Here is a 14949-nt window from a genome sequence, read left to right as displayed (position 1 = left end):
CTCAGTGATCCTCCCCCAGGTAAGCGGCTTGCACTGTGGGGTCGGCGCGCACCTCGGGCGGTGTGCCATGGGCGATCACTTCGCCGTTGACCATCACCGTGAGGTGGTCGGCCAGCGCAAACACGGCATCCATGTCGTGCTCCACCAGCATGATGGCTTGGGCGGGTTTGAGGCGCTGCAGCAGCTCGACCATGCGTTCCGCTTCGGCCACGCCCATGCCCGCCAGGGGCTCGTCCAGCAGCAACACCTGGGGCTCCGTGGCCAGGGTCATGGCGATCTCCAACTGGCGCTGCTCGCCGTGGCTCATGGCACCGGCAATCGCCATGCGCCGGTCTTTCAAGCCAGAAAGCTCGATAGCGCTTTCCAGGCGGGCGTTGGTAGCGCTGTTTTTGATAGTGTTTGCACGTGTGTCCTGCCACCACCGCAGCGGGTTCCAGGGCTGCTGCGCATCGCGCGACTGCGCGGCCAGGCGCACGTTTTCATGCACTGTGAGCGGCAGAAAGATGTTGGTCTTTTGGTAACTGCGCCCCAGGCCCTGGCGCGAGATGCGTTCGGGCGCCCAGCCGGTCACATCGGTGCTGCCAAGTTGCACTTGGCCCGCGCTCGGTGGAAGGTCGCCCGAGAGCAGGTTGGTCAGTGTGGACTTGCCCGCGCCATTGGGGCCGATCACGGCATGGATCTGACCACGCCACAGGTCCAAAGATACGCCGTTGACAGCGGCCAGGCCTCCGAAGCGTTTGGTGAGCTGGCGGGCCGAGAGCAGGGCGTCAGCCATGGTGTGAACCCTCCTGCGCCTTGGTGGCCCGGCGCTGCCCCAGCATGCCCAGCAACCCGCGCGGTGCTGCCACCACCACCAGCACAATGAAACTGCCCATCAGCAGTTGCCAGTGTTTGGTGATGTCCTTGAACACATGCAGGAGATACTCAAAGGCAAAGGCGCCCACGATGGCCCCGGCAAAATTGCCCATGCCACCCAGGATGATCATCATGATGGCGTGGGCGCTCATGTGAAAGCCCATCAGCTCCGGGTTCACATAGCCCGTCTGCGCGCCCCACAGGTAGCCTGCCAGCCCGGCAAGCGCACCTGCCACGGTGAACGCGGTGAGTTTGTAGCCGCGCGTGCCAAAACCCATGGCGCGCATGCGATGTTCGTTGATGCGAATGCCCGACAGGGCACGGCCCAGCGGGCTCCAGAGCAGGCGGCGCAGCAGCACGTAAACCAGGATCACCAGCGCCAGCGTGAAGTAGTAGAAGGTCTTTCGGCCTTCAAGGTCGAACGGCAGCCAGCCAAAGATGGAGGCGTCGGGCCGGAAATTGATGTACAGCCCGTCCGATCCGCCCAGCACCTTGTTGTCGAAGAACAGATAGAACACCATCTGTGCGAACGCCATGGTGACCATGATGAAGTAGATGCCGTGCGTGCGCACCACGAAGAAGCCGATGATCAGCGCCACCAGCCCGGCACCCGCCACCGCCAGGGGCAGCGACCACCACAGGCTCACCGGCGTATCGGCGGGCGTGAGAAAGGCGAGGGCATAGCCCGCCACACCAAAGTAGGCTGCGTGGCCCAGCGACACCAGGCCAGTCACGCCCTGCAGCAGATCCAGGCTCATCGCAAAGATGGCCATGATCATCATGCGTGTGACCATCTGCACGTAGAAGTCGCTGCCAACGACCGGGAACAGCAGCAGTGCAGCCAGCCCCAGTGCCAGGGCGAATTGCACGCTGCGCGGCAGCACTTCGATATGGGCGCGGGGGGTGCTCATAGGGGGCCGCCGGGCTGTGAAGCGTGTATGGCTTGGGAAGAGCGCGAAGTGACAGTGGCAAGCATCGGGGTCATCATTGTTTGAACAGGCCTTCGGGTTTCCACAGCAGCACGGCCGCCATCAGCATGTAGACCAGCATTCCGGCCATCGATGGCAGCAACACCTTGCCAAAGGTGTCTACCAGCCCCACGAGCAGGGCGGAGATCAGGGCGCCACGCACCGAACCTATGCCGCCGATCACCACCACCACAAAACACATGATGAGCACGGACGAGCCCATGTTGGGATAGACGCTGGATACCGGCGCGGCCACCATGCCCGCAACGGCCGCCAGGCCCACGCCCAGCGCAAAGACGATGGCGTGGATCAGCTTGATGTTCACCCCCAGCGATTCAGCCATGTCGCGGTTGAAGGCGCCCGCGCGGATCTTCATGCCCAGCCGCGTTTTGGAGATCAGTAGGTACAGGCCCAGCGCAAGCGCCATGCACACGCCTGAGATGAACAGCCGGTAGACCGGGTAGGAAAGGGTGTCGGTGAGCGGAATGGACCAATCCAGCATCGCTGGAATCGGGACGCCGTGCACGTCGTCACCCCAGAGGATGGAGCGCAGTTCCTCAAAGATGTAGATGAGGCCGAAGGTCAGCAGCACCTGGTCCAGGTGGTCGCGGTGGTAGAAGTGGCGAAACAGCAGCCACTCCAGCGCCAGGCCAAACAACACTGCCAGCACGGCCCCCCCCAGGATGGCCAGCGTGAGGCTGCCAAAGTGGCCCGACAGCGAATAGCCCAGGTAAGCCCCCAGCATGTAAAAGCTGCCGTGCGCCAGATTCACCACCCCCATGATTCCGAAAATCAGCGTGAGGCCAGCGGCCAGCATGAACAGCAGCAGCCCGTACTGCACGCTGTTGAGCAACTGGATCAGGAAAGTAGCGAAGTCCATGGTGGGCAAACAGACAGGGGATCAGGTAGCGCGGCGTGTCGCCAGCAAAAGGGTGCCCATCAGCGTGAACAGGCCGCCCGAAATGCGGTTGAACCAGCGCATGCGTGCGCCAGAGCGCAAAACGGGTGCCAGGCGTGCCACACCCAGTGCACACAGCGTTAGAACCGTGAATTCAAAAGCCACAAAGGTGCTTGCCAGCACGGCAAACTGCGGCGCCCATGCGGCAGTCGGGTCCAGAAATTGGGGGAAAAACGCCGTGAAGAACAGCAGGGCCTTGGGGTTGCTGCCGCCCACGATCAGACCCTGGAGGTAGAGCTTGCGCGCGGGCACCACGGCCTTGGTCTGCGTGCCGTTGGCGGGCATCTGGTCAAACACCGTGGTCTGGCTGCGAAACGTCTTGATGCCAAGCCAGATCAGATACGCCGCGCCGGCAGCCTTGAGCACCCAGAAGGCGGTTTCCGATGCCGCCAGCAATGCGCCAAGGCCCAGGGCCGAAAGCAGCATGGTGCCCAGCACTGCCGTCACGCTGCCTGCAGCAGCGGCCAGGGCCTTGCGCGGGCCGTGCTGCAGAGAATTGGTCATGCACATGAGCATCGTCGGGCCGGGTGAAAGAACCAGCAGGGCCACTGCGGCGAGGTAGAGCAGGTAGGTACTGAGCGACATAGGATTGGGTGGAAGGCAAGGTGGCCGCAAAGTCCGGGCGCACAGCAGACAGGCCTGCCATGGCGGCAGTCCATCAGTGCATTGTGTCAAAGCTGCGGGCGAACCGGACCCGAGGTCCAGCACGCGCCGTGGCCCGGGCAGTGGGGTGAGCGCGTCAGCCCATGCGGCAGCCGGCACCGCTGTCGGCCAAGGCCTTGGCGGCAATGCCAATCACCTTGTTTTCCTTGTTCTCGACGCGGCGCAGGTAGATGTCCTGCACGGGGTTGTGTGCCTTGCTCATGGTCCACTTGCCGCGTGGGCTGTCGATTGTGGCGCTCTCCATGGCCTTGATGACGGCAGTCTTGGCAGCGAGGTCGCCCTTGACGGCGTTGGCACCCTGCACCAGCAGGAGGCCGGTATCGTAGCCTTGCACGGCGTACACGTCGGGCTGGCTGCGGAAGGCTTTGGCGTATTCCAGGCGGAATTGCTTGTTGCGCGGTGTGTCCAGCGAGTCGCTGTAGTGCATGGTTGTGATGATGCCTTCGGCAGCGGGGCCGGCGGCGTCCAGCACGCCTTCGGTGAGGAAGCCCGAGCCGTACAGCGGAATCTTGTCCTTAAGGCCTGCGGCCGCATAGTCCTTGATGAACTTGGCAGCACCGCCGCCCGCGAAGAAGCAGGCCACGGCGTCGGGCTTGAGGGCGGCGATTTCGGTCAGCAGCGCCTGGAATTCCACGTTGGGGAAGGGCAGACCCAGTTCCTTCACGATGGTGCCGCCGGCTGCGGTGTAGCTTTGCTTGAAGCCTTCGAATGCTTCGTCCCCTGCCGCGTATTTCCAGGTGATCCACACAGCCTTCTTGTGGCCCTTTTCGACCATGGCTTTGCCCAGGGCCAGCGTTGGCTGGGAATTGCTGAACGAAGTACGGAACACGTTGGGGGCACACAGTGCGCGCGTGGCGGCATGCACGCCGGCGTTGGGAATCAGGTTAAGAACCCCCGTATCGCGCGCCACCTTCTGAATGCCCATCTGTACACCTGAATGCACGGTGCCAATCAGCACATCCACCTTGTCGCGCTGCACCAGCTTGCTCGCGTTCTCGACACCCTTGCTGGGCTCGGACTCGTCGTCCACCTTGAACCATTCGATCTCGCGACCGCCGAGCTTGCCACCCTGCTGGTCTATGGCCAGGCGCACGCCGTTCTCGATGGCGACCCCCAGTTGTGCAAAGGTACCGGTGTAGGGCAGCATGAAGCCCACGCGCACCTTGCCGCTTTGCGCACGCACGATGGAGGGCAGCAACAGCCCTGTGGATGCGGCGCCCACGAGGGCGGCGCTACGGCTGATGACGAGGCGGCGGGTGGTCATTGGACTTGTCTCCTTTGTTTAGGCTTAAAGTAATTTACTGCAAGCATTCGGTGGTGAATACCTATGGGTTACCCGTACCGTCAGGCAAGGGGCTCCCGCATTGCGAGGTGCCCGAGGGCTGCAACCGGGCCCGGGGGCAGAGGCTCACCGATGATGGGTTTCCCAGGGGCTGCTTGACGGACATAGAAACAGATTTATGAATTAAAGTGCAGTTTTGCATTTTTTGTGCAGTATAGATCGTGTGATTTTTGCTGTGGGCGCCTATTTGAACCTCCGGTATCAGTAGTTTCGAGCATAGGCACGGTTCTAAGAGGTGTGACGGGTCGTTTGGACGCGAGTGCGGGGGCTCTCTGGGTGGGAGTGCTTCAATGCCTTGCAAAATGGAGGCATGGGTGACACTGGAGGCCGGTGTTGCCTGCTCTTGAGGGGGGCTGCACCCCGTCTCGCCGGAAGGTGGGCAAACCGCATGTTTCCGATTGCTTCATGCCCCTTTCATCACCCCCATCTTCATCGTCCAGTTCCCAATCCATGCGGGTGCGTCTAGCCCGATGGTTGCGCCATTTCTGGCCCGCACCGTTGGGTATCGACGGACGCGAAAGGCTTCGCTTCATTGTGGGCGCCGTGATCGGTGTACTGCTGACGGGATTGCTCAGCCGCTGGTGGGCAGGGGGAAGCAGCGCAGGTCCCTGGATGGTGGCATCGCTGGGGGCGAGTGCGGTCCTGGTGTTTGGCATGCCGTCCAGTCCACTGGCCCAGCCCTGGCCGGTCCTGGGAGGAAGTACTTTGTCTGCGCTGGTGGGCGCCGTTTGCTCCGCGTTCATTCCGGACCCGGCGCTTGCAGGGGCGGTTGCGGTGGGGTTGGCTATTGCGCTGATGGTGCCCCTGCGTTGCCTGCATCCACCGGGCGGAGCAATGGCGCTGTATGTCGTGCTGACCGCGGGGGACGGGTGGCATCTGGCCGCATTTCCCATCCTGTTCAATGTGATCGTTCTCTTGGTCTCGGCCGTGGTCTACAACGGCCTCACAGGGCGCCGGTACCCCCATCCTCAGCGGATGGCGGCCCGAACCGATATTGCTCAGGGCGGTTTTACCGCCTCGGATGTGGATGCAGCGTTGGCACACTACAACCAGGTGCTGGACGTGAGCCGTGCCGATCTGGAAGGGCTGTTGCACTTGGCGGGCCGTGCAGCCTTCCAGCGGACGCTGGGGGAGGTTCGCTGTTCGGACATCATGTCCAGGCCACCGTTTGCGGTGGAGGCGGGGGTTTCCCTTAAAGACGCCTGGGCGTTGATGCGCGCCCAGCAGATCAAGGCGCTGCCCGTGGTGGATGCTCAACGCCTGGTGGTAGGTATTGTGACGGTGGCGGACTTCATGCGGCTGGCCAACCTGGATATGCATGAAGGTTTGGGGCAGCGTTTGCGGACACTGGTCATGGGGCGTACGGGGCAGCCCCAGAATGTGGGCGAAATCATGTCGCACCCGGTCCAGGTGGCCCACGTGGGGCAGCACGCCATGGATCTCGTCCCTCTGTTTTCCCAGGGCGGGCACCACCATATTCCCATTGTGGAGAGCGAGGGCCTTTTGGTAGGGGTGATCACACAGACGGACCTTGTGCGGACGTTGGCAGCAGCTGTGCAAGGGCGCGATGAGGGAGGCTCTGCGGGTCCCACCTCGGTGCGCGGGCGTGCGCCGACCGAAGAGCAAGCTGCCCCATAGGCAAGACGCGGTACATCGCGGTACAATTGACAGGCTTTGCACAGTGCTTATGCCTGTCCATTGAAGCCGTCTCCCCCGGCCCTCTGCCTGATCTGCGCCCCGGGTGCAGCGACTCCCACCGCCCGCAATGCACCGTGTGTCGAGCACCGACCACGCCGTAGCTGCCGTGGTGGATGCACAAGCGTCAGGTGCCGATCACAGAATATTTGTTTTGAAAAGATAGAACATGGCCAAAGAAGAACTCATTGAAATGCAAGGCTCCGTGACGGAAGTCCTTCCCGACTCGCGCTTTCGCGTGACGCTGGACAACGGTCACCAACTGATCGCCTACACGGGCGGCAAGATGCGCAAGCACCACATCCGCATTCTGGCGGGTGACAAAGTGTCGCTGGAAATGTCGCCCTACGATTTGTCCAAAGGACGCATCACGTTCCGCCATCTGGCCGGTCGCGGTCCCGGCCCTTCGGGCAATCGTTGATATTCGGCCCCGGTGAGACACGGACTGGCGCTTGCTTGTTCCGGCTCTTGGGGCAAACGGTTTCTTGTGTTCCTTCATCTGCGCACTGTTTCTCCCAGAGGCGGTGCTTTCCCGGTTCAGGTCTTCGCACCGTGCTTTTAAAAAAAACACAAAAAGCACTCATTGAACCAAAAACAGGGAAATTGCCGGGTTAGAATACGAGCTGTCGGAGCGTAGCGCAGCCTGGTAGCGCATCTGCTTTGGGAGCAGAGGGTCGCGAGTTCGAATCCCGCCGCTCCGACCAATGTTTGAAGGCCTTGCAGCACATGCTGCAAGGCCTTTTTTCTTGCCCGCATTCTTTTTTGCTTGTTGGAATGTATGGTTCGACCCGCGTGGCAAGACGGAGTTGGATTTGCGTACCATCGGGCCCATAGGGCGGGCAAGTGTCCGCACCGACACCTTCCGCTGGTATTGCCATGAACCGTGCGCTTCCCTTGCCGCTTGCCCCGTTCTCCTCGCTCCAGCCGTCACCACGTTATGACAGCGTAGATGCATTGCGCGGCCTGGCAATGGTGTGGATGACGGTCTTCCACTTTTGCTTTGACCTGAGCCATCTGGGCTTCTGGCCGCAGAATTTCCGCGCCGACCCATTCTGGACCTCGCAGCGGACGGTGATCGTGAGCTTGTTCCTGTTCTGCGCCGGGCTGGGGCAGGCCATTGCGCTGCACCAAGGGCAGCGGTGGCCTCGGTTTGGTCGGCGGTGGTTGCAGATCGCTGGCTGCGCGCTGCTGGTGTCTGCGGGGTCGTTCGTGATGTTTCCCCACAGCTTCATCCATTTTGGCGTGCTGCACGGTATGGCTGTAATGCTGCTCATTGCCCGGTGTACCGCAGGGTGGGGGAGGTGGCTGTGGCTTGCCGGGTTGGTGGCTGTGGCGTTGCCATCGGTAGCGCACCAGCTTTTGGTGGGTGCATGGGCCGAAGCTGCGCCCTGGTTCAATGGGCGCGCGCTCAACTGGCTGGGTTTGGTGTCGCGCAAGCCTTTTACCGAAGACTACGTACCCGTGCTGCCTTGGTTGGGGGTGTTGTGGTGGGGGCTGGCTGCCGGCCAATGGGCCATGGCTGCGGGTCGGGGCCACTGGCTGGGGTGGCGGGTTCCCCAAGGCTTGCAGCCGCTGGCACTGCTGGGACGGTGGAGCCTGAGCTATTACATGGTGCACCAGCCGGTCATGATTGGGCTGCTGATGGCGGTAGCCTGGATATCGAGGGGTTAGTGGGCCGGGGACCGCTCTGGGGTCTGCACCCATAGGCCCCGCTGCCGCTCCGGTCACCGTGGGGCGCTTTTCCACCCTCCCATAAAAAAACGCGGCCTGGCCGCGTTTTTTGAGTGCATTGCCAAAGCAGATGCGCAGTTGCCTTCCCAGTTACTCGACCTTGGCCTTGGCGCGCAGGTCTTCCTGGAACTTGGCCAGCTTTTGCTGTTGCAGCTGCTGGGCCACCTGGGGCTTCACTTCTTCCAGCTTGGGCAGTTCTGCCTGGCGCACGTCGTCCAGGCGGATAACGTGCCAGCCGAACTGGCTCTTCACGGGAGCGTCGGTCATCTTGCCCTTTTGGAGCTTGACCAGGGCTTCCGTGAATTCGCTCACGTAGCTCGAAGGATTGGCCCAATCCAGGTCGCCACCCTTGGCGCCAGAACCTGGGTCCTTGGACTGCTTCTTGGCGATGTCTTCAAACTTGGCGCCCTTCTTGATGGAGGCGATGATGGCCTTGGCATCCGCTTCCTTTTCCACCAGGATGTGGCTGGCCTTGTATTCCTTGCCGCTGTTGGCTGCCACGAACTTGTCGTACTCAGCCTGGATCTCGGCGTCGGTCACAGGGTTCTTTTTCTGGTAGTCGGCGAACAGTTCGCGGATCAGAATGGTCTGGCGGGCCAGATCCATTTGTGCCTTGTAGTCTGCCGAGCCTTCCAGGCCGCGCTTTTGCGCTTCCTGCATGAAGATTTCGCGGGTGATGACTTCTTCCTTGATCTGGCCTTCGATGTCAGGCGTCACAGGACGGCCCGAGCGTTCCACCTGCTGCTTGAGGGCCTCGACGCGTTCTTTTGGCACGGCCTTGCCGTTGACGATGGCGACATTCTGGGCGGAAACGGGCAGGGCCAACGTGCCCAGCACGGCAGCGGCCACGAGGCCGGACAGGAGCTGTTTCTTCATGCGGAATCCAAAAAATGAGAGGTTGTGTGCCAGCTGAGTTCCGGCAACAGAGGATATGGGGGCCGGTTCAGAGAACTTCAATGGCGAGGGCGTGAACGCCTTGGTCAATAAATTCTTGCAGCGCATCATACACAAGGCGATGCTGCGCAACGCGGGGCTTGCCTGTAAACAAAGGTGACGAAATGCGCACCCGAAAATGGGTGCCAAAGCCGGTGCCGTTGGCCCCGGCGTGCCCTGCATGGGCGGCACTTTCATCCAGCACTTCCAGGGCTGTGGGCGTGAGCCGGTCCGCCAGGGTCTGGTACATCTGCTGGGCAAGGGTGGTCATGGCAGGTGTCTTTCAGGCTGCAGGCTCGTCGCCTTCATCGCCCTTGATGTGGGGCGCCACATAGATGCCCTGGCCCACCAGGAAGACCAGCGGGAAGGCGTAGCCCCAGAGCTTGAAATCCACCCAGGCCTCGGTGCTGAAGTTGACGACGACATACGCGTTGATGGCCGACATGAAGGCGCAGTACACGATCCAGGCGACGTTCAGCCGGTGCCACACGCTCTCCGGCAGCGTCAGCTGGCTGCCCAGCAGCATCTTGAGGAAGTTCTTTTGCATGGCCCACACCGCCACCGCGAGGGCGATGGACATGGCGCCGTACAGCACCGTGGGCTTCCACTTGATGAAGCGGTCGTCCTGCAGCACCAGCGTGAGCGTGCCGAACAGCAGGATCAGCACCAGGGTGACCTTGTGCATGGTCTGCAGGCGCCGGTCGATGGCGTAGATCAATGCCATCTGCGCGACGGTGGCGCCCATGAGCACCGCCGTGCCCACATAGATGCCATAGAACTTGTAGGCCCCGAAGAACAGCAGGATGGGGAAGAAGTCGATCAGAATTTTCATGGGGTCAGGGGGCGGGTCTCGGGGCTCAGTCTTTGCCGGATTCGAAATCCAGCGAGGCCGAGTTCATGCAGTAGCGCAGGCCGGTGGGGGTGGGGCCATCTTCAAAGACATGGCCCAGGTGGGCCCCGCATTGTGCACACACGGTCTCCGTGCGGACCATGCCATGGCTGCGGTCCACGATCTCGGTGATGGCGCCGGGGATGGCTTGCGAGAAGCTGGGCCAGCCACAGCCGGCGTCGAACTTGGTGACGGAATCGAACAGTTTCGCACCGCAGCAGATGCAGTGGTAGCTGCCATCGGCCCAATGGGCTTCGTATTTGCCGGTGAATGGCCGCTCGGTGGCAGCGTGGCATGTGACCTGCAGGGCGACGGGCTCCGCGCCCTTGTCCTTGAGGACGGCTTGCCATTCAGCATCGGATTTCTGGACGGGGTAGGTCATGATGAACAGCTGATTTCGATGGAAGAAGCCCAGTCGGGCGGGAAGGCTGCGTAGGCGTCGTGCCCAGGATGCTCGTCGAAGGGGTGCTCCAGCAGCCGCTGCAGGGTTTTGAGTTCGCCGAAGTCGCCAAGTTTCGCGGCGCGGATGGCCTGCTCGCCCAGGTGGTTGCGCAAAACGAACTTGGGATTGTTTTTTAGCATCAAATTGGCCGCTAGCGCTTGATTATCAAGCGCTAATAGCTCTGAATATGATAGCAGCCAGCCGTCAAAGGCGTTCCGGTCGGCGAACAGGTCGCGTACCGGCTCAAAATCGTTCTGCTGCACCGCGTGCGACAGGCGGCGCCAGAAGATGGTGTAGTCCACGCCGTTCTGGGTCAGCAGCACCAAGATGCCGTCGATCAGTTCTGCATCTTTCTCGCGTGCCTGGGCCAGCCCCAGTTTGCTGCGCATGCGGGCCATGAACGCTTCCGGGAAGACGGTTTTGTAGGACTCCAAGGCACCTTTTGCCAGCTCCGGGTCGCCGATCAGCGGCAACAAGGCCTGCGCCAGGCAGAACAGGTTCCAGTACGCCACATTGGGCTGGCGGTTGTAGGCATAGCGGCCCTGGTTGTCGCTGTGGTTGCACACATGGCCGGGCACAAAGGCGTCCAGAAACTGGAAAGGGCCGTAGTCAATGGTCAGCCCCAGGATGCTCATGTTGTCGGTGTTCATCACCCCATGGCAAAAGCCCACTGCCTGCCACAGTGCCATCAGGTGTGCGGTGCGTTCGCTCACGGCCTGCAGCAGGGCGGCATACGCGTTGCCGCCGAAGTCGCGGGTGTCCCGGCATTCGGGGTAGTAGCGGTCGACAACGTGGTCGGCCAGGGTCTTGAGCTGTGCTTGCAGGTCGTTGGCTGCAAAGTGCTCGAAATGGCCAAAACGCACAAAACTGGGGGCCACACGCGTGACCACGGACGCTGTTTCGACCTCTTCGCGGCGCACGGGCGCGGGCGAACCGGTGATGCACAGTGCGCGGGATGTCGGAATGCCCAGGCCATGCATGGCCTCGCTGCACAGGAATTCACGGATGCTGGAGCGCAGCACAGCGCGCCCGTCGCCCATGCGGGAGTAGGGGGTGCGGCCAGCGCCCTTGAGCTGGATTTCGAGGCCCGCCGCAGTTTCTCCCAGCAAGATGGCGCGGCCATCACCCAGTTGGCCAGCCCAAACGCCAAACTGGTGGCCGCTGTAGACGCTGGCCAGGGGCCGAGAGCCTGCAAGCAGCGTGTTGCCGGTGAAGGCTTGCAGGGCTTCGTCCCGCTGCAACCAGTCTGCGTCCAGGCCGATCAGCTGTGCAACGGCAGTGCTGGTGCCCACCCAGTGGGGGGAGGGCAGCGGAGTGGGGCGAAGTTCGGTGAAAAAGTCCGGTCCCAGGGCGGCAAATCCGTGCTTCCAGGCCAGGCCGATATCGGCGGTGGGGGTCACGCTTTCGGCGGGCAGGTTCATGGGTGGATTGTCTCGCACCCCGGATGCCCCGGCCCTTGCAGGGCCTTGGACCACTGCCCGGCCTATGCAGCCTGGCCTATGCGGCCTGGGTTGTGCCTTGGCCTTCGGCCTCGGGGTGCAACACCTGTGCGCGGTACTGGCCCGGCGGCAGGCCAAACCAGCGCTTGCAGGCCCGAAACAGGTTGCTCTGGTCGGCAAAGCCCAGCAGGTCGGCCACCTCGGCCAGGCTTCGGCGCTCGTCGCTGAGGTACTGGCGTGCCAGTTCACAGCGGGTGTCGTCCAGCAACTGCTGGTAACTGACGGATTCGGCCTGCAGGCGCCGCTGCAGCGTGCGGTCCGTCAGGTGCAGGCGCGCGGCCACGTCTTCGCGGCGGGGCTCGCCCCGGTGCAGGATGCGGGCTACCTCGGTGCGCACGCGTGTGCTGGTGAGAGACTGGCCCAGGTGGTCCAGTTCGGTCTCTACCAGCCGCTCGTGCAGGGCCCACAGGCTGGGGTTGTGTGTGGGGATGTCGGCCCGCAGATCGGCCTCGGCCAGCAAAAACCGGTTGGCTGCCTGCCCGAAGCGGGGCAGCATGCCAAACGCCACGTGGTAGGGCGCCTCACCGGTGGCGGCGGGTTGTGGCGTGGTCAGCTCCACAGCCAGAGGTCGAAGCTCCCGGCGTGTGAGCCAGCAGCACAGCGTGAACAATGTGAGCAGGGCGTATTCGACACGCTGGCGCGGAATGGGGCGGGTGGCGCCGATGTGCGCGATGGAGATCCAGTAGCCGCGTGCATCGTGATCCAGCGCGAAGGTGGTGCAGTCCGAGATCACCGCCATGTGGCGCGTAAGGTGCTGAAAACCCACCAACAGGTTGGGGCCGGACGCCAGCGCGTAGCCCACCACATCCACATTGCCGTAGCGCGCCGTGAGCTGCGGGCACAGCCCCAGCGCCACCTTGCCCGAACGTGCCACCGCCAGCTCCCACAGGCGGCTGATCTTGTCCACGTCCACACGGGTTTGTGGCAGTTGCAGCGCCGCCAGATCGATGCCCGCTTCGGCGCATAACTCGGCAGCAGGCAAGCCTTCGGCGGCCATCATGTCGGTGATGCCGCGCACCCAGGCGGCAGAGCTTGTGCGGGGAGTCATGGGGTGGCGAATAGAAGAAATGGCGGATCAGGGTTTACGCGCGGTGGTGGCCTGAAGTCAGTGTTTTGGCAAGGTTGCGATAGTAGCCAAACGCCACCTGGTTCCCACAATCGCCTCCGAGGTTGTGCCCTGCCCGTAGTGTGACTGCAGACAGAGGCCCGACCCATTCCTGAAAACCCCCAAGGAGACAAGACATGGTCGATTCGCGCTGGCGTTTGCAATGGTTGGGAGCGGTGTTTTCGGCCGCAGCAATGGTGGGCTGCGGCGGTGGTTCCGGCTCTGCGCCCGAGGTGCGCGAGACGGTCTACGGCACCTTGCGCGGTGTGGACGACAGTGCGGTGACCGGCACCTACGCGTGGAAAGGTGTTCCGTTTGCCAAGCCACCCGTGGGCGAGCTGCGCTGGCAACCGCCCGCAGCCCCGGCCGCCTGGTCCGGAGAGCGTGACGCCACACGTTTTGGCAGTGCCTGCCTGCAAATGGGCCGCATCTACGGCCCCGGTGCCAACAACCGGTTTGACAACACGATTGGCGAGACCCTGGGCACGCCGGTAGGCAGCGAGGACTGCCTGACCCTCAATATCTGGCGCCCAGCCACCTCGCAAGACAAGCTGCCTGTGCTGCTGTTCCTGCATGGCGGCAGTGCTATCTCGGGCTATACGGCCGATCCCGTCTACGACGGCGCTGCGCTGGCACGGTCTGCCAACGCCGTGGTGGTCACGGCCAACTACCGGCTCGACGTTCTGGGCTACTTCCAGATGCCGCCACTGCACACCGGCACGCAGCCCTACACCGGCAACTACGCGCTGCTCGACAACGTGCAGGCACTTCGCTTCATCCAGAACAACATTTCCAGCTTTGGCGGCAATGCGGGCAATGTCACGCTGATGGGGCAGTCCGCAGGCGCCATCAACGCGCTGGCGCTGCTGGTCGCGCCCCAGGCCGCGGGGTTGTTCCACAAGCTCGTACCGGTCAGTGGCGGAATTTCGCTGGCGACGAACCTGCCGCCCGGTTCGATTCCCACGCTCAACCCGGCCTCCCGGTACACCGCGCAGGCGGGCATGCTGCTGGCGCATCTGGCGCTGGCCGATGGCCTGGCGCCTGCGCTTGCCGATGCACAGGCGCTCGTTGCGGGATGGACCCCTGCGCAGGTAGCCAGCTACCTGCGTGGCAAGGACGCGCGGGTAGTGCTGCAGACGGTGCTCAAGAACGGTCTCACGGGCTCGGGCCCCATCCCTGATGGCGTGGTGGTGCCCGCAGACCCGATCGCAGAAATGGGCGCTGGCCGCTATCACAAGGTGCCCGTGCTGTCTGGCTACACGGGCGATGAGGGCAAGCTGTTTGCGCCTTTCCTGGCACTGCTGGGCGGCAAGCCGGGCATGAAGATCTCCGACGCCGAGCGCTTTGTGATGATGCAGAACTTCAACCCCGATGCTCCCACCACGCTCACGGCTGGCGACATCCTGGATGCCTCTTACCTGCCGGTCACGGCGCCCGGCACGGGCTACAACGCGCGCACCCGCCTGCTGGGCAGTGTGTTCATCGATCCGAGCCGCGACAACCTGCTCAATACCCTGCGCAGTCAGCAATCCACGGTATGGAGCTACCAGTTCAACTGGGCCCAGCAGCCCGCGCCCTGGAACGATGTGTATGGCGCGGCGCATGCGTTTGACCTGCCGTTCCTGTTCGGCAACTTTGGACCTTCGGTCTTTGCCAAGGCCACCAACAGCACGGCCAATCAGCCCGGCCGACTGGCGCTGTCGCGCGCGATGATGGACACCATGCGTGCCTTTGTGCACACGGGCAACCCGAACAACGCAACGGTCAACCAAAACTGGACGCCGTGGCCAAGTCGTCTCGTGTTCGACGCCGACCAGAAGGCCGTGCGCCTGAGCGTGCAGTGAGAGGGATGAGGGTGAACGTGTTTGT

Annotated in this window: 15 protein-coding genes and 1 tRNA gene; 5 read left to right on the top strand and 11 right to left on the bottom strand. The window is 62.9% G+C overall.

What is annotated here, in order from left to right; all coding sequences use genetic code 11:
• Position 1 precedes the first annotated feature (1 nt).
• From EXV95_RS06220 to EXV95_RS06200, 5 genes are all read right to left on the bottom strand, one after another.
• Positions 2 to 775: an ABC transporter ATP-binding protein gene (locus EXV95_RS06220; protein WP_176886213.1), complete on the bottom strand. Its 774-nt coding sequence runs from the start codon at positions 773 to 775 to the stop codon at positions 2 to 4.
• Positions 768 to 1766: a branched-chain amino acid ABC transporter permease gene (locus tag EXV95_RS06215; protein WP_176886211.1), complete on the bottom strand. Its 999-nt coding sequence runs from the start codon at positions 1764 to 1766 to the stop codon at positions 768 to 770. Before EXV95_RS06215 ends, EXV95_RS06220 begins: the two co-directional genes overlap by 8 nt.
• A 73-nt stretch (positions 1767 to 1839) precedes the next feature.
• Positions 1840 to 2703: a branched-chain amino acid ABC transporter permease gene (locus EXV95_RS06210; RefSeq protein WP_121420385.1), complete on the bottom strand. Its 864-nt coding sequence runs from the start codon at positions 2701 to 2703 to the stop codon at positions 1840 to 1842.
• Positions 2704 to 2724: 21 nt separating this feature from the next.
• Positions 2725 to 3366, bottom strand: a complete 642-nt coding sequence (locus tag EXV95_RS06205; RefSeq protein ID WP_176886210.1) for a LysE family translocator — start codon at positions 3364 to 3366, stop codon at positions 2725 to 2727.
• Positions 3367 to 3520: 154 nt separating this feature from the next.
• Positions 3521 to 4708: an ABC transporter substrate-binding protein gene (locus EXV95_RS06200; RefSeq protein WP_176886208.1), complete on the bottom strand. Its 1188-nt coding sequence runs from the start codon at positions 4706 to 4708 to the stop codon at positions 3521 to 3523.
• Between the two features lie 690 nt (positions 4709 to 5398).
• Between EXV95_RS06200 and EXV95_RS06195 the strand changes: the two genes are divergently transcribed.
• The 4 genes from EXV95_RS06195 (at position 5399) to EXV95_RS06180 (ending at position 8152) form a co-directional block, all read left to right on the top strand.
• Positions 5399 to 6424, top strand: coding sequence for an HPP family protein (locus EXV95_RS06195; protein ID WP_176888975.1), 1026 nt, complete (start codon positions 5399 to 5401; stop codon positions 6422 to 6424).
• A gap of 226 nt (positions 6425 to 6650) precedes the next feature.
• Positions 6651 to 6902: a translation initiation factor IF-1 gene (infA, locus tag EXV95_RS06190; protein ID WP_010465645.1), complete on the top strand. Its 252-nt coding sequence runs from the start codon at positions 6651 to 6653 to the stop codon at positions 6900 to 6902.
• Between the two features lie 206 nt (positions 6903 to 7108).
• Positions 7109 to 7185 (top strand) — tRNA-Pro (locus EXV95_RS06185).
• A gap of 172 nt (positions 7186 to 7357) precedes the next feature.
• Positions 7358 to 8152 carry a DUF1624 domain-containing protein gene (locus EXV95_RS06180; protein ID WP_176886207.1) on the top strand — a complete coding sequence of 265 codons (795 nt, stop codon included), beginning with the start codon at positions 7358 to 7360 and terminating at the stop codon, positions 8150 to 8152.
• A gap of 150 nt (positions 8153 to 8302) precedes the next feature.
• On the opposite strand, the gene EXV95_RS06175 is transcribed toward EXV95_RS06180, so the two are convergent.
• The 6 genes from EXV95_RS06175 to EXV95_RS06150 all read right to left on the bottom strand — a co-directional run bounded on the left by EXV95_RS06175 (position 8303) and on the right by EXV95_RS06150 (position 13023).
• Positions 8303 to 9088, bottom strand: coding sequence for a peptidylprolyl isomerase (locus EXV95_RS06175; RefSeq protein WP_055394051.1), 786 nt, complete (start codon positions 9086 to 9088; stop codon positions 8303 to 8305).
• A 67-nt stretch (positions 9089 to 9155) separates the two neighbouring features.
• Complete coding sequence (locus EXV95_RS06170) at positions 9156 to 9416, bottom strand: BolA family transcriptional regulator (protein WP_176886205.1); 261 nt, start codon at positions 9414 to 9416, stop codon at positions 9156 to 9158.
• 12 nt (positions 9417 to 9428) lie between these two features.
• Positions 9429 to 9977: a septation protein A gene (locus tag EXV95_RS06165; RefSeq protein ID WP_176886204.1), complete on the bottom strand. Its 549-nt coding sequence runs from the start codon at positions 9975 to 9977 to the stop codon at positions 9429 to 9431.
• A 25-nt stretch (positions 9978 to 10002) separates the two neighbouring features.
• Entirely contained in the window at positions 10003 to 10416 is a 414-nt protein-coding gene (gene msrB, locus EXV95_RS06160; RefSeq protein WP_176886203.1) for a peptide-methionine (R)-S-oxide reductase MsrB, read from the bottom strand.
• Positions 10413 to 11897, bottom strand: coding sequence for a YdiU family protein (locus tag EXV95_RS06155; protein ID WP_176886201.1), 1485 nt, complete (start codon positions 11895 to 11897; stop codon positions 10413 to 10415). Before EXV95_RS06155 ends, msrB begins: the two co-directional genes overlap by 4 nt.
• A gap of 76 nt (positions 11898 to 11973) precedes the next feature.
• Positions 11974 to 13023, bottom strand: a complete 1050-nt coding sequence (locus EXV95_RS06150) for an AraC family transcriptional regulator (RefSeq protein ID WP_176886200.1) — start codon at positions 13021 to 13023, stop codon at positions 11974 to 11976.
• 194 nt (positions 13024 to 13217) lie between these two features.
• Between EXV95_RS06150 and EXV95_RS06145 the strand changes: the two genes are divergently transcribed.
• Positions 13218 to 14924, top strand: coding sequence for a carboxylesterase/lipase family protein (locus EXV95_RS06145; RefSeq protein WP_176886199.1), 1707 nt, complete (start codon positions 13218 to 13220; stop codon positions 14922 to 14924).
• Positions 14925 to 14949: the final 25 nt, after the last annotated feature.

Source organism: Acidovorax sp. JMULE5 (genome assembly GCF_013376875.1).
In the GTDB taxonomy this organism is placed as follows: Bacteria; Pseudomonadota; Gammaproteobacteria; order Burkholderiales; family Burkholderiaceae_C; genus Acidovorax; species Acidovorax facilis.
The sequence above is the reverse complement of the archived record's forward strand: the minus strand, read 5'-3'. Positions and strand labels throughout refer to the sequence as shown.